Source organism: Dysgonomonas termitidis, from assembly GCF_054657735.1.
The window spans coordinates 440,568-460,295 of the sequence record NZ_BAAHYD010000002.1; the positions used below are offsets into that span (position 1 = coordinate 440,568).

The window sequence follows — 19,728 nt, forward strand, 5'->3', positions numbered from 1 at the left end:
AAAGTTAATCTTCATCATTTTGTAATTCAATAGTATCCAGTTTCAGTTTATAGAAACAGGCGTCTGCCTTTTTAGCATCTTTAAACTTGACGTCGATACGCCCGTTCTTGAAGAATTTCATTTCTTCGGCATTGCTTATTGACAAAGTATATGGGCTTGAGATGTCCACATTATCGTCATCGAACCGGATTATCATGGATGTGCCTCCATGCAGCGTGTTATCCGCGCCGAAGGCTATTCCGGCGCAAAGGTCTTCGAGCTCCTTCCGGTAGTTATAATGCAGTTTGTTTTTCTCCGTCCAGAAACTGTCAAAACTGATTACATCGGGAAATACGATTTTGTCTTTCTTCAGTTCGGGTTTCACCTTGCTCCAGCGGCCGGGACTTACCGCGTGAAGGAATCTCCTGATCAGTTCATCTTCCGCCGTATCCCGGAAGCTGCGTCCTCCCAGATGTTCGATTACCTGGTCCACATAGCTTTGATAAAGCGGACGGAATCCCACCGGCAGCTTCTCCTTATCTATTTCAGGGTAAGGCGCCGACACATTATATGTGTTGTTAAAATAGGCGACGATTGATTTGGCAAAAGCCAGTATGGCGTTGTAGTTCTTTTCAGCCAGTTTGTCGATGTCGTCAAACGGCTTGAATTCAAAATCCGTATAGTCCGTCCTGATAGTTTCATAACCGCGGTAGGGTTCATGTATTTTGACTTTCCCGTTGGCCAGGTAGGTCACTTTATGGCTTTCCGTGTATTTGGCGGCTTCCCCGGCAAAGATGCCGTACCAGCGGCCGATTTCATCCAGGCTGCGGTAGAGGCTTGCCTGTTGCCTTTCGCAGAATATGCGGTCTGCATCCGATATTTTCTCCTCGTTACGGATTTGAATTTTGTAGATTGAAGAAAGCAGGTCCAGTTCCGCACCTTCTGCTGCATTACGCTTTGTTTCTTTCTGTAGCATATTTATTTTTCTTTTTTTGTTAATCCGGCTTGTGGGGCCGGAGATACCCATAGCTACAGGCCGGAAAAGGCCGGGTCCAGGCGGGGCAGGGTTTTCCGGAAAAATACCGGAGCAAAGCGAGGATGATTTTTCCCGGAAACCGGAAGGCCTGACCTTGCCCCGCCGTTCAGGACACGGGAATACCTTTGCCTGTGGCTATGGGGATTTCCGGTTTTATTTGACGGAGCTTTTCCCCCTCTCAAAACCTCCTGCCCGGTGACATATGATGATAAAGGATGCAACAGGTCGTCAGCGGCATACATCCTTTTACTTTTTGTATTTTGTTTGCATCAGGAATAAATTAAAAGAGGAATGTTATGGAAATTGTAAATATCGACGCGGAACTATTTGAGAAAATGCTCTCGGCTTTTGAACGTTTTATCACCCGCATGGAAACCCTTTGCCGTTTACATGCCGGTAAGGAAGCCGGCGAATGGCTGGACAACCAGGATGTATGCCTGCTGCTTAGCATATCCCAAAGGACTTTACAGACGCTCCGGGATAACGGTGCGTTAGGCTTTAGCAAGATCAGCCGCAAAGTCTACTACAAACCGGAAGATGTGGAGAAGATTATTCCACTGGTGGATTATCTGCGAAAAGCGGCTGTTAAGAAAGGGAAGCAGATATAATCACGAAAGGAAAATGTTAATCGTACCCCAGGTATGAGTTTTAGAATATAATATAAACCGGAAAATATGGGTAATAAATTAATTACATCTGAAAATGAACGGATAAAATCATTGTTCCATTCATTGGATCGCCTCTCTTCGTCATTAGAGCGCTTGTTTTCTGCCCGGAAGCCGACATTGAACGGGGAGAGCTTTTATACGGACGAGGAATTGTCGAAAAAACTGAAGGTCAGCCGGAGCAGTTTGCAGGATTACCGCGACCAAGGGCGTATCCCGTATATCAAGCTGGCCGGTAAAATCCTTTACCGCGCTTCTGATATCGAAAAACTACTGGAAGATAATTACAGGGAGAAGTTCAGGTAATTTCCGTCTGGTAAGTATTTTGCAGGATACTATGATACTGTGAAACGGCAGGCTATTCATGTGAAGCCTGCCGTTGGTATTATAGTTTGGATATGTCATTGGTTGTCATGTGTCCCTGCTGTCTTATCCCGGCCTGCATCTGTTCCCGGAGCGTCTTTTTTCCTGCGTATCATTAACCTGTCCATATCTTCCGATATTTTCTGTTCCGTGATTTGTGCATAACCCTGTGTCGTGGAAATATTCGCATGCCCCATCATTTTGGCAAATAAAAAAGCGTATGGAAAATCATCCCGCAGAAAAGAATACATCATCGGTACAGATGAGAGTTCTTGAAGGTTATAAGGAATGTTTGAAGACAACCCCGCATTTATCATTCAAGTCATATTGTGAGGATAATAACATTAACTATGAAAGGCTCTTAGACTGGGCTCAACGCCATGGAATCTTTATAAGAGAGCTTCAAGCTGAGGCCAGATGCGAGGATTTTGTAAATGGCGATAATCCGCAAACCTTTATCCAGTTCAGGCCACAGAGTCACCCTGTCATGGCAGGTAGTGTTCTCAAAGGTATCAGCATTACCTTTCCCAATAATGTCAATCTGACCTTGCAGGAATGTACGGCAGAGAGTTTAATTTCGTTACTATCATTATATCATCCTGAAAAATAATGCTCTATGTTTGGTCTTAACGATAACACGAGGTACTTTTGTGTCAACATCCTGTGCGTATGAATAACGGGATTGACGCTCTGTTCAATCTCATCAAATCGGAATCCCCGCTTTCTCCAATGAACGGTGATATTTATATGTTCTTTGGTAAGAATAGGCAAAGCGTAAAGATATTAAAGTGGGATACCGATGGCTTCCTGTTGTATCACAAGCGCTTGGAACGGGGTAGCTTTGAACTGCCTAAAATAGATCCGGCTACAGGCTATTATGAGCTGTCCCGGGAGACTTTTAGCTTCATAATGTCAGGGGTCTCACTTGAAAGCGTACGCTTCCGTAAACGCTACAGGACACGCTTTTTATTAATTTAATGATTTGATAATCAATTAAATGAATCACATAAATACTTGCTTATGTCCATATTCCTTCGTACCTTTAAGGCATGGTAAGAAACAGGATGGAAGCTAATATTGACGGCACAATTGGAAGCAGCCAATGTGTTCAACAAGCAGTTATTAACCCAGATAGAAACGCTGTCTGCGACGATCAAGTCCATGGAGGAAACTATTGCTTCCTTACAGGAAGCCTTACTTCAGAAAGACGAATCCCTCACTAAATCGGCAAATAAAATCAGAGGCATATCCAAGCTTATATCCAATAAATCTGAAAAGCAGTCCCGAACAGGACAGGAACAGCAAACAGCTTCCGGGCAAGCCAGGCCGAAAGCAGACCTGAAAGCCCGTAAGAATAATGGTGCGAAACGGGATATGCACAATGAACTGGAAGAAGTGGTTAAAGATGTGTACCCTGATGATACGCAGTTTGATATACGGACAGCCATTTTAATAGGCATCCGTGAATCTGTCAGGTACCGGATGATCCCGGTGAAGTTCCAGAAGATAGGCTACAGGCTTCACACATATAGGCAAGACGAACGGGTCTTCTGTTGTAAAGCAAGCCGAACTCCGCTCCAAAACTCAAGTTTTGAGGGTTCCTTCATCGCCGGCATGGCACAACTCAGGTATATCTACTCAATGCCTGTTGAACGTATAGTAAGGTACTTCAATGACAACGGCTTTCATATAAATAAAGCAACAGCAAACGGATTGCTGTCAAAAACAGCCGGTATATTCGACAACCTATCAAAGCTCTTGGCCAGGCGGTACTGGAAGATAATTATATAAGCTGTAATGAGACCTATTATAAAGTGATGGCTAAGAGTGAAAATCCGGATGCGCCGAACATCAGCAAAGAATATATCCGGGCCATGTCCGCAAAGAATCTTAACCTGGCATACTACTTCTACGGGAATGGTTCAAGACAGGGCACTGTTATACATAAGAAACTGGAAAAGTACATAACATGATTTTTGCCTGTCTGAATCCTGCGGACGTTCTATTGGCCTTTCTGTTCCATCAAGCAATATATTTTCACATTGGCCTGCCGGATATTTTACCCTTAAATGATTCCTGTCGGGTAGTTCACCCAACGTTTTAAGGTTTTATCCAAAATATCAGATAAGCGATGTATCCATTGATTGCATTGGGGTTGAGTCATATCGAATAACGTTGCATGATAATCCTGTAAGGGGTTATTCTTCATATAGGATAGAATAAACAGCAATTTATCTGTTATACAGGGTAATTGACTGCTCTTTCTCCCATAAGAAACCCGTATGCGGGGCTGACCTTTTAACGTAAAATGAGAATGATATTCTTCCCAATGATACTTAAAGGTTGGCAAAAATGCTTCAAACTCCGATAAATTAAAACCCGTTAATGATAATAATTGCTTCGGATTTTTTCGAATCTTGTCGTATTTCATTTGTGATTAATGAATCGCAAAGGTATGTAAAAGAACGTCTTAATAAACTATTAAATATAAACTCTATTACAAATAAAACACATCAATTGATTTCTCCAAAAGACAAAGCTGCAAGAATATCCATATTGTACGATAAAGTATATACTTCCCCATATTTTCTAAATATATTCTTGGCATAGAAATATTTCATTAGATTTGCATATCAAACAATCTTAAAATAAGTGAATATTCAAAAAAACTTAATAGGGTAACGCCCTAAAAAAATATTTATGGTAAATACCAATAAGTATGAAAATAATTCGAAATTGTCTGATGAGGAAGATATAAAGTATATCAAATCTTTTCTTTCCGGGGATGACAAGGCTTTCTCATTCATGTATACTAAATATGTGGATGAGTTGCTTGCTTATGGAATCAGTTTAGGATTTGACCGCGAAACACTTAAAGACATCATTCAAGATGTTTTTTACAAACTATATTTCGATAAGAAAATATTAAAAAATGTTATCCGATTGAAATTTTATCTTTTCAAGATATTCAAAAATAAGTTATTCGACTTGCATCGTTCTTCTGTAAAAACAACAGCTATCTCATATTTTGAAATGTCTTTTTCCATAAAATCCACAATACTCGATTTTCTCATTGGCGAAGAAGAACGAAAGGATATAGAAAATCATATAGACCGCCTACTAAATAAAATTACCGACCGCCAACGCGATGCAATCTACCTGAGATTTATACAAGAGATGGAGTATGAAGAAATTGGAGAACTTCTAGATATGACTGCCCCCGCAGTCCGAAAATTGGTATCTAGAGCCATAAAACGAATGCGTGAATAATTTTTTTTGAAAATATTTCAAAAAAATGGGAACAAAAAATACCCAAATATGTCTTATCTTAAACTAATATATTCTATGAACAAAGAGTACATACATTATAAGACTTATGAACTTTTATGTGATGATTCTTTTTTATGTTGGAAACTTTTTTCATCAGAAGAAGATTGCATTTTATGGGAAGGATTGCTCGAAAAGAATCCCGAATTAAAAAGTGAGATCGATAAAGCAACTAAAATATTAAAGTCTGTGACATTAAACAACTATAAACTTTCCCCTGACGAAAAAGACGACATACTGCAAGCGATCAAGGAAAGAATTAATATACAAAAAAGACAAAAACGCCGACGTACCCTTTACAGCATATCGGGTATAGCCGGAGCCGCAGCTATTGCTTTATTTATTGTTTTCAATTTCTTTTACTTTAAAGAAAGTTCTGAAGAAAAGACTCTTGTAGCAGGATTGGCCGAAAAAAAACAGAATGGAAAAGATATTCTGCTTATCCTTGCTGATGATGAGGTTGTGACGTTGGAACAAAACTCAGATATACAATATAAATCTGATGGGAATATAGTTATCTCAAATGGTGATAATGAAAAGACAACAAAAGCTATTGATAAGAAACAAATCCGGTTCAATAAGTTGGTTGTTCCCAGCGGGAAAAGATCATTCCTTGTATTGGAAGATGGCACAAAAATATGGATTAATTCAGGATCTACACTAGAGTTTCCTCCGGTATTTCAAGACAATCATAGAGAGATCAGAGCAGAAGGAGAGATATATATAGAGGTGGCGAAAGACGAAAATAGGCCTTTTTATATAAACACCACTGAAATGAAAGTAAAAGTCTTAGGTACTCGTTTCAATGTTTCTGCTTATAAAGATGAATCAGCACAGTCCGTAGTCTTAGTCGAAGGAAAAGTAGCTGTAACCGCTTTCGATCAAGAAGTAGAATTGAGGCCCGATTTGAAGCTAACTGTAGCAGAAGGCAGAGTAAAGACCGAAAAAGTGAATGTTTACAATTATATAAGCTGGAAGGATGGTTTACTGCAATATTCCGGCGAATCGCTTGCTTCCATTCTTAACAAGCTATCACGCTATTATGATATACCTATCACTTATGATAAGGGGATTGAAAACATGAAGTGTGATGGTAAACTTGTCCTTTTTGATAACATTCAGGATATTATGGAAACTATACATAACACCAATCCTATAGAATATAATATAAAAGACGGACATATTACTGTTCAAAAAAAATAATCGAACCTTATTTCTAATAAAAAACGATCACACTATGAGTAATTACAAAAAGGAAATAACAACTTCTATACTAACACTAACACATTAAAAACAAAAGGAAAAACTATAGTAATAACCTTATTTTCTTAAACCAAATCATGTTTAGGGTAGGATGAAAACACATAAAATATAATTCCTTGTTATAATTATAGAAAAATTTATTATGTATCAAAAATTGTAAAGCTAACCTTATGTTTAACCAAAAATAGAGACCTTATGATAGACACCCTGGATAAATAAGTAATCGGGTAATACTGCCATATTACCCGATCTTCTTGGATTTTAAATAAACTATGAGTTATTAATTCTTTAAAATCGGTATAAATATATGAAATTAAAACATTTCAAGGAAAAGTTATATCTAAAAAACTTCTCCAAGACCTTACGTACTATGAAATTAGTTATAATATTAATGCTATTAGGAGTAAGCTCAGCCTTCTCCAATACATATTCACAAACCACACTTCTCACATTCGATGTTAGAAAAGAATCTATAAAAGAAGTAATAAATGTTATTGAAAAGAAGTCCGAATACGTTTTTTTCTTCTCCAATGATCTCAAAAAAGACATACAGAAAAAAGTCAACGTACATGCTGATGCTAAAACGTTGGACAAGATTCTTGATGATATATTTGCAGGAACAGGTCTATCGTATAAAATCAAAGATCGCCAAGTGATGGTTTTCAGAGATGACAAAAAATCCCTCAACACAACAGAATCGGCTGTAATACAGCAGAAGAAAACAGTAAAAGGAAAAATCATTGATAATCTCGGTGACGAATTACCTGGAGCTACAGTAACTGTGGAAGGTAGTACTCGCGGAGTATCGACCGACACTGACGGAACGTACAGTATAGATGTAGAGGACGAGGACAAGTTGGTATTCTCCTATTTGGGGATGGAATCTCAAACTATCCTAGTTGGTACTCAAACTGAAATAAATGTTACACTGAAAGAAAAATCTGATATGTTGAATGAAGTAACAGTAGTTGCTTTCGGTAAGCAAAAGAAGGAAAGTCTAATTTCTTCTATTCAAACAGTGAATACAAAAGATTTGAAAGTACCATCAAGTAACCTTACTACTGCTTTCGCCGGCCGGATAGCAGGACTTATTGCTTATCAGACTAGTGGAGAACCGGGACAAGACAATGCCGATTTCTTTATACGTGGTGTCACATCTTTCGGTGCAGGAAAAGTAGACCCACTTATCCTCATTGATAACGTTGAAGTCTCAAGCAATGACTTATCACGTCTACATCCCGACGATATTCAAAGTTTTGCCATCTTAAAAGATGCCACAGCTACAGCCCTATACGGTGCTCGTGGCGCAAACGGTGTAATCTTGGTAACAACTAAAGAAGGAAAAGAAGGAAAGGTAAAAATCTCTGTTCGTTTAGAAAATTCATTCTCTTCTGCCACTAAGAAAGTTGAAATGGCAGATCCTATTACATATATGAGATTGGCCAACGAAGCTGTATCCACTCGTAATCCTTTGGCTCCTATACCTTATTCAAACAGCCAGATAGACAACACCATTCGTGGAGGGAACCCGTATGTATACCCTGCTGTGGACTGGATGGATATGTTGACTAAGAGTAGCACGATGAACCAAAGAGCAAACATAAATATCTCTGGCGGGGGTAGCGTTGCCAGATATTATATTGCAGGATCATTCTCTCAAGACAATGGAGTATTGAAGGTAGATAAAAGAAATAATTTTAATAATAATATTGATTTAAAGAAATACCTTATCCGGTCTAATATCAATATAAACTTAACTTCTTCAACTGAAGCCATTGTGCGTTTACACGGTACTTTCGACGACTATACGGGACCTGTCAACGGGGGTACAGACATGTATAAGAAGATACTCCAAGTAAGTCCGGTTCGCTTTCCCGCCTATTTTGCTCCTGACGATAAATATGCTAATGTATCACACATTCTTTTCGGAGGATATCAGGGTGATCAATATATGAATCCTTATGCAGAAATGGTTAAGGGATATAAACAAGAGAGCAAGTCGGTATTGATGGCTCAAATGGAATTGAAACAAGACTTAGACAAATGGGTAAAAGGTCTTAGCGCACGCCTATTAGGAAATACCACTCGCTCGGCCGGATTTGATGTGACTCGTGCTTATTCTCCTTATTATTACGAAATTGGCAGTTATGACAGATTCACTAATAAATATACCTTAACGGAATTGAATCCGGCTGGCGGAACTGAATTCATTGATTACAATCCGGGAGAAAAAACAGTTTCAAGTTCATTTTACGGAGAAGCTTCCGTAGCATATAACAGCGACTTTGAGGAACATAATATGAGTGGTATGCTTGTAGGTATAGTCCGTAATTCACTGACTGGCAATGCTAAAACTTTATCAGAGTCTTTACAGAAAAGAAATTTAGGTATTTCCGGACGTTTTACTTATGGATATGATAGTCGTTATCTAGCAGAGTTCAACTTTGGATATAATGGTTCTGAGAAATTCGACAAAGGACACCGCTGGGGCTTTTTCCCTTCGTTTGGTATTGGATGGTCTGTCTCCAATGAATCTTTTTGGTCAGACAAGTTGAAAGAAGTGGTTAATAAACTAAAACTACGTGCAACATATGGTTTGGTAGGGAATGATGAAATCGGTGACCAACGCTTCTTCTACCTTTCTCAAGTCAATATAGGAGGAGGAGACAACTATACTACTGGATACGAATTTAATGGAATATCCCATAATGGAGTGAAGATAAATAATTACCCTAACCCTAAAATTGGATGGGAAATCGCATATAAAACTAATTTAGGATTAGAAATAGGATTACTTAACGGTAAAATTGATATTATAGCCGATATCTTTAAAGAAAAGAGGACGAATATTCTTCAACCACGTGCAGATATTCCAAGCTCTATGGGACTATGGGCAACTCCAGATGTGAATGTAGGAGAAGCAAATGGTAAAGGTATGGATATATCTGTCGATTACAATCATTCGATAAATAATGATATGTGGTTTGTAGGAAGAGCAAACTTTACTTATGCACGTTCTACTTATCGCTATTACGAAGAACCTGACTTTAGCGAAACACCTTGGAAATCTAAAATAGGACAGTCTGCTAAGCAACAATGGGGATATGTTGCAGAACGCCTCTTCATTGACGAAGCAGATATTGCAAATTCTCCACGCCAAGATTTTGGCGAATACTTACCGGGAGATATTAAATATAAAGATATTAATAGCGATGGTGTTATCAACGAAATAGACATGGTGCCTATTGGGCATCCTAATACTCCTGAAATCAATTATGGATTCGGTCTTTCATTTGGATATAAAAATTTTGATATCTCTGCTTTTTTCCAAGGATCGGCTCGTTCTTCTTTCTGGATAGATTTTAAAGCAATGTCTCCATTTGCATCATCGACAGATGAAAAATTACAAAAGACATTAGAAACTGGTCTTGCACAATTTATAACTGAAGACTATTGGTCACTTGACTCTCAAAATCCTTATGCAGGATGGCCTCGATTAGCTAATACCGTAATAGCAAACAATAATCAAAAAAACACAATGTTTATGCAAGATGGTGCTTTCTTGCGTTTCAAAAGCGCAGAAATAGGTTACGCATTACCAAACCATCTTATACACAAGCTAGGATTGAGTTCGTGCCGTGTTTATGCAAATGGAACAAATCTTTTATTGTTCAGTAATTTTAAACTCTGGGATGTGGAGATGGGAGGAAACGGATTAGGTTATCCACTTCAACGTGTAATAAATTTAGGTCTTAATATTTCATTTTAAAATAAACTTTTATGAAAAAATATATATTTAATAAGCCTCTCAAATCCATCTCTGTGGCATTATGTCTGTTTTTATTATCTTGTGCAGACTACCTTGATGTAGTACCTGACAATATTCCTGCAGTAGAGCATGCTTTTAAAAATCGCCAACAAGCTGAAGCCTTTCTTTATGGATGTTTTTCATTCTTGCCCAACTTTGGCGAAGGCGGTTCTAACCCCGCAATGTTGTCAGGTGACGAAGTATGGTACATAGATCCAGTACAGGGAATGAGTGCCAGATATTGGCATGTTGCCCGAGGTACTCAAGGAGCAAATGCACCTATCGGTGATTACTGGGCGAGCAAGCAAACCTCATACGATTTAAAAGGAGGAAAAGCTATGTTCACTGCATTGAGCGATTGTAATATTTTCTTGGAAAACATTCACAAGCCCTTTGATCTAGAAGATTATGAACGTGACAAATGGATTGCGGAGGTGACTTTTTTGAAGGCTTATTATCATTTTTGGCTTTTTCGTATGTATGGACCAATTCCTTTGATAAAAGAAAATCTGTCTATAAACTCTCCTGCAAGTGAAGTTCAGCGCTATCGCGAGCCGGTGGACGAAGTGGTTGACTATATTGTAGAGTTACTGGATGAAGCTGTTAAAGGATTGCCATTGGAAATAGTAGATGTGATGAACGAGATGGGACGACCAACCAAATCTATTGCACTGGCTGTTAAAGCTCAATTATTGACTATTGCCGCCAGCCCACTATACAATGGTAATACCGATTTTTCAGATATGGTTGATAATCGTGGAATTCAATTATTTCCACAAACATATAGTGCTGAAAAATGGGAAAGAGCAGCAACAGCTTTAGAAGAGGCTATTAAAGTTGCCCATGAGGGCGGACATGAATTGTTCGATTTCAAAACAACCAGTTATGTGGCAAAACTGAACGAAAAAACGATATTGGCTATGCAAACCAGAGGCGCTGCTACCGAGCGCTGGAACAAAGAAATTATCTGGGGAGATTCAAATTCGAATACAGATAACTTGCAGCGGGCATGCCATCCGGTGTTCGCATTTGCACATAGCAGTGGTAGCGTCCGTAAATCTTATGCTCCGCCTCTACATATTGTAGAACAATTCTACACTAAAAACGGTGTTCCTATCGAAGAGGATAAAGAATGGGTGAATGTAGATCTAATGGGGCTAAGAAAAGCTGGTGCAGAAGATAAATATTATATAAAAGAAAACTTTGAAACTATCAATCTTCATTTCGATCGTGAAGCTCGTTTTTATGGTTCTATTATATTCGATGGTGGCACACTATATGGTAATAGTAGAGTGAATGAAGACAATGACCTCTGGGTTACAGAATTGAAATATGGAAAAGTAGGGGGAGGGAATTCGCCGACCAACAGATATTCAAGTACCGGCTACTTATGTAAAAAAATGATACATTATCTTTCTTCACAATCTCAAACCAGTGACAGTTTTACTCAATATCGTTATGCTTTCCCTATCATACGGCTAGCAGACCTTTATTTGATGTATACTGAGGTTTTGAACGAAATAGGAGGACCCGGAACTAAAGCATATGAATATATTGATATCGTTAGAAAACGTACCGGACTGAAAGGTGTAGTAGAATCTTGGGAAAAGTATTCTTCCAATCCGAATAAACCAAAAACTAAAGACGGATTCAGAGAAATTATTCAACGAGAAAGGATGAATGAATTGGCATTTGAAGGTGCACGCTTTTGGGATTTGAAACGTTGGAAACTAGCCAAGGAATATATGAACCGTCCTATCAGAGGATTAAATATATTGGGAGAAACATCTCAGGATTTTTATCAGGAAACAATGGTCTATCAATTAAAATATGAGGTTAAAGACTATTTATGGCCTATAAAGCAAAGTGTTTTAATGAATAACAAAAACTTATTACAAAACCACGGCTGGTAATTTTTCTGTTTTTTTATTGTAAACAAAAAATGAAATGAAAATGAAAATACGATCTATTTTAATAGCAATATTTGCCACACTGTTTTTGTGGAATTGTGACAATGTAAAAGATTGGAGTGATCCCACAGATAGTATTCCACCGGGAATTGTCACCAATATTAATGTAACGAATATTCATGGAGGTGCTATTATAACATATAGCCTGCCGTCGGATGATGATTTACTAGCAGTAAAAGCTGTCTATACATATAGTGAAAACGGAAATAAAAGAGAGATTTTTTCAAGTGCAAATAACAATATTATAAAACTGGAGGGATATCCTGATACAGGAGAATATACTGTATTTCTATATGTATTGGATAAAAGCAAAAACGAATCTTCTCCGGTTGAAGTTAAAATTAAGCCACTTCTTCCTCCGGTAGAACAGATTAAGCAGTCTTTGAATATAAATCCTACCTTCGGAGGAATATATACTTTATGGGAAAACTTGCAACAAGATGAAATCTCATTAACGATGTATACTAAAGATGATGATGGTGAATATCAGTTCTACGATGCTTATTATTCTAAAACTCTGGTAGGAAAAACAACTTTCAGAGGATTAACTGATAAGCCCCAGGAATTTCGTTTTCAGATTCGGGATAAGTGGGGAAATCTCTCCCAACCTCTCGATACGATCCTTACACCGTTATTCGAAGAAGAGATAGTGGGACGTAATCAGTCTGGATACATCTGGCAAAGATGGGGATATACCGATAAAACATGTCTGTATAGAGGAGACTTAGCTGGTAATAATACAACAGCGAAACGTGGATTTGAACAGGTACACGATGGTGATACTTGGAATAATAGTGAGTGGTGGCATTCGAATGATAATAAGTTAAATGACTTTGTAGATTGGCCCGAACCAAATGCTTATATTCTTCCTTATTACTTTACAATTGATATGACTAAGAAAGCTTCTTATAGCCGCCTTAGGTATTGGATGCGTAGTAGAAGTCCTATATTTTCCGCTAATACTTTCATTAGTTTAGAGGTTTGGGCTACAAATAGCCCTAAACCATTGGATCAGATTGGCGATGGTAGTAAAGAACAGAATCTGATGTATTGGACCGATTGGAAAGAATTAGGTGGAACTGGAGAATGGCGAAACGACTGGATGAAACTAGCAGACTATGATCTGGTATTACCTTCAGGAGGAACCGATCCTAACTTTTTGACAAATGAAGATCATGAGTTTATAAAAGTCGGATTTGAGGTTGAATTGGATCCTCAATATGCTAATACGCCATTCCGTTACATCCGTTTTGTAATACGGAAAAACAGAGAGGCTAATTATCATACTCAATTGAGCGAGTTAAAGTTTTGGGGATCATACCAAGATTAACTTTAATTAGGTATTATACCATAGGAAACAATAATTGTTTCCTATGGTCTTCTTTTTTATTATATTTTTAAGGTTAAATAAATCATAATATAAGAAAACCATTAAATGAAATCTAGCATATCATACTTATTTATTACAATTCTACTTTTTCTTTTCAGCAATAATGTATTAGGCAAAGGATCATTAAATGACAATGAATTTGCCTATGAAAATGGATTGATGAAACAGGTGTTGTCCTTTAAGAATAATACCATTTTGGTCAAATCAGTTTATGAAAAAGCGAGTCAGACTGAGCTGATTGCAGGCAACGATACACCTTTCTTTGAATTCCAGATTAACAATAAAACTGTAACCTCTTCAATGCCTGTATGGAAATTCATAAAATACAAAGAACGAAAAATGGTTAATGATGGTGTCGAATACACCTTCTATTTTGAGGGAAAGGGGACTTATAAAGGCTTGAAATTGGAATTATACCGTCAATATTTTGAAAATTCAACCCTTATCAGAGAAAAAATACAACTACAATCAAGCAAAGGACATATTTTTACTTTGAACAAAAAAAAAGGAAAATTATACTTCGTATATCCACAATACGCTTTAAATAGCGATACCAAGACCGATGTAGAGGAAATACAGATTGCAAACTTCCTTTCGTGGAATCATATGTTCCATCCGGCTATAAAAAAACATAATGTTAAGAGTAATGAAGCGCTATTATTAAAAGGCCCGTTCTCGGTTGTTCATACTCAAAATCATAAGATCATTTCTACATACGAACATGCATCACAAGATGGTGCTGCCGGATTCAGATTGTCAGAAATTACCTCCAAGAAGAAAGGAGATGTAGATGAAAGTCAAGGAGTGGAAGGTGATGATACCGAACTTCATGACGAAAATTTCTGGTTTATTGCCCACAAACATACCAGAAACAAAAATACTCATACAGTTGCCACAGAAATGCAGAGAGGCGGATATCTTGACAATGAAACTATTCCATATGATTCTTACTATGAAACAGTTTGGAATAGCTTGAGCTTTATTGATCATAAACAACCGACAGAACCCTTGATACATGACTATCTTTTTTCAAAAATAACTGAACACCTTAAATCAAGAGATTCACATTTCTACTACAATACATGGGCTATGCAAAGGGAATCTCAAAAGCGCGGGCGCGGGCACGATTTGAGAGGTGTTCTTACAGAGGAACGAATACTTCAAGAAATTGATGCGGCTGCCGAAATGAATATCGAGCTTTTTGTCCTTGATGACGGATGGGAAGAAGAGTTAGGTTTTTGGACTCCCCATTCAAAACGTTTACCCAATGGATTAGCCCCTCTCGTTGATCGCATAAATGAGCACAATATGATTGCAGGCATTTGGCTATCCCCTATGGCAATAGACAGTCTCACAGAAAGGTACAAGAAGCATCCGGAGTGGATAATCCGCCGGTCGAATGGAAAACCAATTGTAGCACAATGGAACAGGCCTGTATTCGATATTGTAGGCCCTTTTTCAGAACTGTTTCTTGAAGATTGTAAGGCGTTAATAGATAATGGCATTCGCTTTTTTAAATGGGATGCAATGAATACATTCAACAGTTCCTTGGCGGGATTAGATCATGGAGACGACAGATATAGCAAAAAGGAAAGATTAGATAGATATAATTACCTTTTTCCGTTTTATGTAACACGCATCATGAGAGAGCTACATGAATATAACAAAGATGTAGTTGTAGAAATTGACCTGACAGAACCTGAACGTTGCGTCATAGGCTTGATGCCACTACAAGAAGGTATATTCTTTTTTATAAATAACGGAGGTTCTGCCTATGGCGATTATTCGATATACAGGACTAAATGCATGCGTACGGTTATTAACGAATATGGACATCTTTTTCCAAAAGAATTATTTACTTATGCTGTTTATCCAAACAATGTTTCTCCATATTGGGCACAACAATATAATGTAAACTCCAGTCTGATTTCGGGCCATGGTTTTTGGGGCGATTTAACTCAACTATCGAAAAGAGATAGAGTGAATATAGGGAAAACACTTAATAAGACAAAACGTGTAAGACCTTATGTAAAAGGAAAACAACTAAATTATAACTCTAAAGTAGGAGCATCCCCGGAGATATATACACAAATGGACTCAACTGCTGCGTTCGGACAAGTAATAGGTTTCAGTGCCGTACCAGTAAATTATTCCTGTACCCTGCTTGTGAATACATCTCAATTGCTGGGAGTTTTAAATTCTCCTTATACAAGTGATGCGAAAAATGTGTATCTGGAGTTCAACTTCATACAGCCAGATGATACATCAAAAGCTTTTCTGATAGGAAATATGGGAGAAAATATATCTGTAATTTCATCAACAGGGCAGTTGGACGATATACAATTGGAGAATAACCGACTAATGATTAAGACTGTATCAACTTCAACTGTGTTTATAAAATATAAAGATAAGAAACTGATAAAAGTTACTGGAGGGAGTGTGCTATCTCAAAACACAGATGAAATCACTATACGCTCGGAAGCAGGCAAGGGTCTACTCATTGCATTTGAAAATATTTTATAATGCTTTTAACTGATTATAATATAAAATGAAAAAAACATTTATTCCTTTATTCTTGGCTACCGGAACAAGCTGTCTGGCATTTTGCAGACAGGCAGAAGAAAAACAACGTCCCAATATCCTGTTCTGTATCGCAGACGACGTATCCTATCCCCACATGCGAGCATATGGAACAGCCTGGCTCAATACGCCTGGTTTCGACTGGGTATCACAGGAAGGTTTGTTGTTTCATCGCATGTACACCTGTAATGCCAAATCAGCACCTTCTCGTGCCTGTATTATTACAGGACGCAATTCCTGGCAATTGGAAGAAGCTTGTAATCACTGGGCTGATTTCCCCGCTAAATTCAAATCTTATCCCGAGGTATTGGCTGAGAACGGCTATAAGGTAGGGGCAACGGGAAAAGGCTGGGGACCCGGGTTTACCAATGACTCGTTCGGAAATCCACGGAATATGGTTGGGAAAATGTGGAATCATATCAAGTTAACACCCCCGACAAAGGGAATATCCAATATTGATTATGCGGCTAATTTTAAAGAGTTTCTCAAGAATAAACCAAGAGATCAGCCTTTCTGTTTCTGGTATGGAGCCTTAGAGCCGCATAGAGGATACGAATTCGGATCTGCTTTAAAAGCCGGAAAAAATATCAATCAGGTCGATTCCGTTCCTTCTTTTTGGCCGGATAACGAGATTGTACGCACGGACATGCTGGATTATGCGTTAGAAATAGAGCATTTTGATAAACACCTAGTTGCTATCCTTCAGGCATTGGAAGAGAAGGGAGAACTGGAAAATACAATCGTCATCGTTACAGCCGACCATGGAATGCCGTTTCCCCGTGCTAAAGGACAAGAATACGAATATTCCAATCATATCCCTTTCGCCATGATGTGGAAAAAAGGAATAACGAAAGCCAGTCGGGAGATAAAGGATCTTTTAAGTTTTATAGATCTGGCACCGACATTTTTAGCTGTCGCCGGAATACCGGAAGAAAAATCAGGGATGCAACCGATAGAAGGAAAAAGTTTTCTCGATCTATTGACAAAAGAGAACAGTAAGCCCCAAAGGGATTATGTTTTGATCGGAAAAGAAAGACACGATGTAGGACGCCCAGATGACCAAGGATATCCGATTAGGGGCATTGTAAAGGATGACTTTCTTTATCTGGCAAATTTTGAAACCAGTCGCTGGCCGGCAGGAAATCCAGAAACAGGGTATATGAATGTCGATGGCAGTCCGACAAAAACAGAAGTATTAAAAGCACGGCGGAATTCCGAAACGGAGATCTACTGGCAACTTTCTTTCGGCAAACGGCAGGAAGAAGAACTCTATAATATTTCGGAAGACCGGGAATGTATGACGAATCTGGCAGAAGATGCCAATTATAATACATTAAAAAAACAAATGCGGAGCGAACTTATGCAAAAACTGGCAGAACAAGAGGATCCAAGAATGTTTGAACAGGGTTTTATATTTGACGCATATCCTTACATGGGTACTGCCCGAAATGCATGGAATCGCATGAAAGAAGGTAAAAAGGTTCCAACGGATTGGATAAATAAATCTGATTTTGAACCAAGAGCATCTGGATTGAACGCTGATTTTTTGAATTAATATATAAATAATACTATGAAATATCTATCTGGAATAGTTTTACTCTCCCTTAGTTCGGGGATCTTTGGTGCATGCAAACAACAACAAAAAGAAAGGATAAAACAGCCTAATATCCTTTTTGTGATCAATGACGATCAGACATATATACATACAAGTTTTGCCGGAAGTAGGTTTGTTCATACTCCCGGTTTTGATAGAGTGGCAGCCAACGGAGTTTATTTTACAAATTGTTATGCCGGATCACCAGGAAGTGCACCATCACGGAGTGCATTGGTAACGGGGCGACATCATTGGCAGAATAAACAAGCAGGACAACATGCTTCATCATGGATGAAAGAATTTGTCCCGGTTGTAGACCTCCTCAAAGCGAATGGTTATCACACCGGATTTACCGGAAAAGGAGTCGATCCTTTCCGTTATGCCAGAAATGAGAGAGATTCGCTATGGAGAAAAGAGAACGCGGCGGGACATGTCTACAACAAACATCGGTACACAAAATCCAGTTTGTCGGACCCAAGAACAGCCAAGGGTATTGGTCTTGTAGACTATTTTAGCAACTTCCGTGATTTCATGCAGCAACGCAAACCGGAACAACCATTCTATTTTTGGTACGGTTCCACCGAACCTCACCGTGCTTATGAAAAAGGGTCATGGAAACGTAACGGAAAAGAACTTGCCCAAGTTGAAGTTCCCGGTTTCTTTCCCGATACAGAAGAGATAAGAGGAGATATGCTTGATTATACCGTTGAGATAGAATGGGCAGATTCTCATCTTTATAAAGTATTGAATTACCTAGACTCTATAGGTGAACTTGACAACACTATCATTATAGTAACTGCCGATAATGGTATGCCTTTTCCGCGAGCAAAAGCAAATTGCTTTGAATATGGTGTACATGTTCCTCTGGCAATCAGTTACCCAAAAGAATTTCCGAGTAAACGTCAGATAGAAGATCCGGTAGGTTTTGTGGATATTGCACCTACTATTCTTGAACTTGCAGGAGTAAAGTCTGATGGAATGCTTCCTATTTCAGGGCGAAGTATCGTGAATATTCTACGGTCGCAAAAGGAAGGGATAGTAGATGAAACCAGAAAATATGTGTTTATGGGTCGGGAACGGCATTCCTCTTCCCGATGGGAAAACCTCGGATACCCTCAGCGCGCCATACGTAGCCGGGAATATCTCTTTATCTGGAATATGAAGCCCGAACGTTGGCCTGCTGGAGCACCTCAAGCAATCAATAATAAAACAGGCCAGGTTTATCCGATGTACGGCATCGATGAAAAAGGTATCCATCATCCTGAACAGGCATTTACTGATGTCGATGATGCACCTTCAAAGTCATTCCTGATCGAGAATTATAAAGATCCTGCCATCCGTCCCTATTTTGACTTGGCGTACAATAAACGTTCTGAATTCGAATTATACAATGTGAGCAACGATCCATTCTGTTTACACAACTTAGTCGGTAATGCTAATTATATATCAGTCGAAAAAGAGCTTAAAATAGCTTTGCTGAACGAATTGGAGCGCTCAGGAGATCCTCGTATTATTGGTCCCGATAAAGAGATATTCGAAACTTATATCCGTTACAGTCCGGTCCGGCTATTTCCAGAACCGGACTGGAAAAGATAAAGATTTATTATTGATGCGAATCAGTAGTTAATATTTATTGTTTTGTTTATTAGCCCCGACTTGAAAGTCGGAGTTAATAAAATTTTGAAAGTAAAAGAATTATAACATGTAAAATCCATTGTGATAATAAAGATTAGTTAGCCGTGGGAAGCTAACT

General features: G+C 38.4%; 17 protein-coding genes and 1 pseudogene. 14 read left to right on the top strand and 4 right to left on the bottom strand.

The genetic code is table 11. The annotated features are described in order from the left end of the window. Window positions 1-4: 4 nt before the first annotated feature. Both ACYQ3L_RS06065 and ACYQ3L_RS06070 read right to left on the bottom strand, forming a co-directional pair. A complete protein-coding gene (locus ACYQ3L_RS06065; protein ID WP_379997211.1) occupies window positions 5-955 on the bottom strand; it encodes a hypothetical protein in 951 nt (316 codons plus the stop codon). Window positions 956-1,008: 53 nt separating this feature from the next. After that, window positions 1,009-1,257, bottom strand: coding sequence for a hypothetical protein (locus tag ACYQ3L_RS06070; RefSeq protein WP_379997209.1), 249 nt, complete (start codon window positions 1,255-1,257; stop codon window positions 1,009-1,011). A 54-nt stretch (window positions 1,258-1,311) separates the two neighbouring features. Between ACYQ3L_RS06070 and ACYQ3L_RS06075 the strand changes: the two genes are divergently transcribed. Continuing rightward, window positions 1,312-1,623, top strand: a complete 312-nt coding sequence (locus ACYQ3L_RS06075) for a helix-turn-helix domain-containing protein (protein WP_379997207.1) — start codon at window positions 1,312-1,314, stop codon at window positions 1,621-1,623. Window positions 1,624-1,689: 66 nt separating this feature from the next. Next, window positions 1,690-1,986 carry a helix-turn-helix domain-containing protein gene (locus ACYQ3L_RS06080; protein ID WP_379997205.1) on the top strand — a complete coding sequence of 99 codons (297 nt, stop codon included), beginning with the start codon at window positions 1,690-1,692 and terminating at the stop codon, window positions 1,984-1,986. Between the two features lie 95 nt (window positions 1,987-2,081). Here the strand turns inward: ACYQ3L_RS06080 and ACYQ3L_RS06085 are convergent. Beyond that, window positions 2,082-2,249 (bottom strand): annotated as a pseudogene (locus tag ACYQ3L_RS06085) (site-specific integrase); the annotation flags it as partial. A 14-nt stretch (window positions 2,250-2,263) separates the two neighbouring features. On the opposite strand from ACYQ3L_RS06085, the gene ACYQ3L_RS06090 reads away from it, so the two are divergent. From ACYQ3L_RS06090 to ACYQ3L_RS06105, 4 genes are all read left to right on the top strand, one after another. Then, window positions 2,264-2,653: a hypothetical protein gene (locus ACYQ3L_RS06090; protein WP_379997203.1), complete on the top strand. Its 390-nt coding sequence runs from the start codon at window positions 2,264-2,266 to the stop codon at window positions 2,651-2,653. Window positions 2,654-2,691: 38 nt separating this feature from the next. Next, window positions 2,692-3,021, top strand: a complete 330-nt coding sequence (gene tnpB / locus ACYQ3L_RS06095) for an IS66 family insertion sequence element accessory protein TnpB (RefSeq protein ID WP_379997201.1) — start codon at window positions 2,692-2,694, stop codon at window positions 3,019-3,021. Between the two features lie 99 nt (window positions 3,022-3,120). Beyond that, window positions 3,121-3,834, top strand: coding sequence for a hypothetical protein (locus tag ACYQ3L_RS06100; RefSeq protein ID WP_379997199.1), 714 nt, complete (start codon window positions 3,121-3,123; stop codon window positions 3,832-3,834). Between the two features lie 26 nt (window positions 3,835-3,860). After that, window positions 3,861-4,016: a hypothetical protein gene (locus ACYQ3L_RS06105; RefSeq protein WP_379997197.1), complete on the top strand. Its 156-nt coding sequence runs from the start codon at window positions 3,861-3,863 to the stop codon at window positions 4,014-4,016. 92 nt (window positions 4,017-4,108) lie between these two features. On the opposite strand, the gene ACYQ3L_RS06110 is transcribed toward ACYQ3L_RS06105, so the two are convergent. Then, window positions 4,109-4,474: a transposase family protein gene (locus ACYQ3L_RS06110; protein ID WP_379997195.1), complete on the bottom strand. Its 366-nt coding sequence runs from the start codon at window positions 4,472-4,474 to the stop codon at window positions 4,109-4,111. Between the two features lie 269 nt (window positions 4,475-4,743). Between ACYQ3L_RS06110 and ACYQ3L_RS06115 the strand changes: the two genes are divergently transcribed. The 8 genes from ACYQ3L_RS06115 to ACYQ3L_RS06150 all read left to right on the top strand — a co-directional run bounded on the left by ACYQ3L_RS06115 (window position 4,744) and on the right by ACYQ3L_RS06150 (window position 19,571). Further along, window positions 4,744-5,313: an RNA polymerase sigma factor gene (locus ACYQ3L_RS06115; protein WP_379997193.1), complete on the top strand. Its 570-nt coding sequence runs from the start codon at window positions 4,744-4,746 to the stop codon at window positions 5,311-5,313. 75 nt (window positions 5,314-5,388) lie between these two features. Further along, on the top strand, window positions 5,389-6,573 hold the full coding sequence (locus ACYQ3L_RS06120) for a FecR family protein (RefSeq protein WP_379997191.1): 1,185 nt from the start codon (window positions 5,389-5,391) through the stop codon (window positions 6,571-6,573). 367 nt (window positions 6,574-6,940) lie between these two features. Further along, entirely contained in the window at window positions 6,941-10,402 is a 3,462-nt protein-coding gene (locus ACYQ3L_RS06125; protein WP_379997189.1) for a TonB-dependent receptor, read from the top strand. A gap of 11 nt (window positions 10,403-10,413) precedes the next feature. Then, window positions 10,414-12,354 (top strand): RagB/SusD family nutrient uptake outer membrane protein, encoded by a 1,941-nt coding sequence (locus ACYQ3L_RS06130; protein ID WP_379997187.1) that lies wholly within the window; start codon window positions 10,414-10,416, stop codon window positions 12,352-12,354. A gap of 40 nt (window positions 12,355-12,394) precedes the next feature. Next, the gene (locus ACYQ3L_RS06135; RefSeq protein WP_379997185.1) at window positions 12,395-13,741 is read left to right on the top strand and encodes a DUF5126 domain-containing protein; all 1,347 of its coding nucleotides are present in this window, start codon (window positions 12,395-12,397) and stop codon (window positions 13,739-13,741) included. A 105-nt stretch (window positions 13,742-13,846) separates the two neighbouring features. Beyond that, window positions 13,847-16,324, top strand: coding sequence for an alpha-galactosidase (locus ACYQ3L_RS06140; protein ID WP_379997183.1), 2,478 nt, complete (start codon window positions 13,847-13,849; stop codon window positions 16,322-16,324). A 25-nt stretch (window positions 16,325-16,349) separates the two neighbouring features. Beyond that, a complete protein-coding gene (locus tag ACYQ3L_RS06145; protein WP_379997181.1) occupies window positions 16,350-17,936 on the top strand; it encodes a sulfatase family protein in 1,587 nt (528 codons plus the stop codon). Window positions 17,937-17,951: 15 nt separating this feature from the next. Next, on the top strand, window positions 17,952-19,571 hold the full coding sequence (locus tag ACYQ3L_RS06150; protein WP_379997179.1) for a sulfatase family protein: 1,620 nt from the start codon (window positions 17,952-17,954) through the stop codon (window positions 19,569-19,571). The last annotated feature ends 157 nt before the right edge of the window (window positions 19,572-19,728 follow it).

What these genes read in the sequence shown, in the direction of transcription:
- ACYQ3L_RS06065 (WP_379997211.1), bottom strand. Translation starts at nt 955, where the DNA reads ATGCTACAGAAAGAAACAAAGCGTAATGCAGCAGAAGGTGCGGAACTG.
- ACYQ3L_RS06070 (WP_379997209.1), bottom strand. Translation starts at nt 1,257, where the DNA reads ATGTATGCCGCTGACGACCTGTTGCATCCTTTATCATCATATGTCACC.
- ACYQ3L_RS06075 (WP_379997207.1), top strand. Translation starts at nt 1,312, where the DNA reads ATGGAAATTGTAAATATCGACGCGGAACTATTTGAGAAAATGCTCTCG.
- ACYQ3L_RS06080 (WP_379997205.1), top strand. Translation starts at nt 1,690, where the DNA reads ATGGGTAATAAATTAATTACATCTGAAAATGAACGGATAAAATCATTG.
- ACYQ3L_RS06090 (WP_379997203.1), top strand. Translation starts at nt 2,264, where the DNA reads ATGGAAAATCATCCCGCAGAAAAGAATACATCATCGGTACAGATGAGA.
- ACYQ3L_RS06105 (WP_379997197.1), top strand. Translation starts at nt 3,861, where the DNA reads ATGGCTAAGAGTGAAAATCCGGATGCGCCGAACATCAGCAAAGAATAT.
- ACYQ3L_RS06110 (WP_379997195.1), bottom strand. Translation starts at nt 4,474, where the DNA reads ATGAAATACGACAAGATTCGAAAAAATCCGAAGCAATTATTATCATTA.
- ACYQ3L_RS06115 (WP_379997193.1), top strand. Translation starts at nt 4,744, where the DNA reads ATGGTAAATACCAATAAGTATGAAAATAATTCGAAATTGTCTGATGAG.
- ACYQ3L_RS06120 (WP_379997191.1), top strand. Translation starts at nt 5,389, where the DNA reads ATGAACAAAGAGTACATACATTATAAGACTTATGAACTTTTATGTGAT.
- ACYQ3L_RS06125 (WP_379997189.1), top strand. Translation starts at nt 6,941, where the DNA reads ATGAAATTAAAACATTTCAAGGAAAAGTTATATCTAAAAAACTTCTCC.
- ACYQ3L_RS06130 (WP_379997187.1), top strand. Translation starts at nt 10,414, where the DNA reads ATGAAAAAATATATATTTAATAAGCCTCTCAAATCCATCTCTGTGGCA.
- ACYQ3L_RS06135 (WP_379997185.1), top strand. Translation starts at nt 12,395, where the DNA reads ATGAAAATACGATCTATTTTAATAGCAATATTTGCCACACTGTTTTTG.
- ACYQ3L_RS06140 (WP_379997183.1), top strand. Translation starts at nt 13,847, where the DNA reads ATGAAATCTAGCATATCATACTTATTTATTACAATTCTACTTTTTCTT.
- ACYQ3L_RS06145 (WP_379997181.1), top strand. Translation starts at nt 16,350, where the DNA reads ATGAAAAAAACATTTATTCCTTTATTCTTGGCTACCGGAACAAGCTGT.
- ACYQ3L_RS06150 (WP_379997179.1), top strand. Translation starts at nt 17,952, where the DNA reads ATGAAATATCTATCTGGAATAGTTTTACTCTCCCTTAGTTCGGGGATC.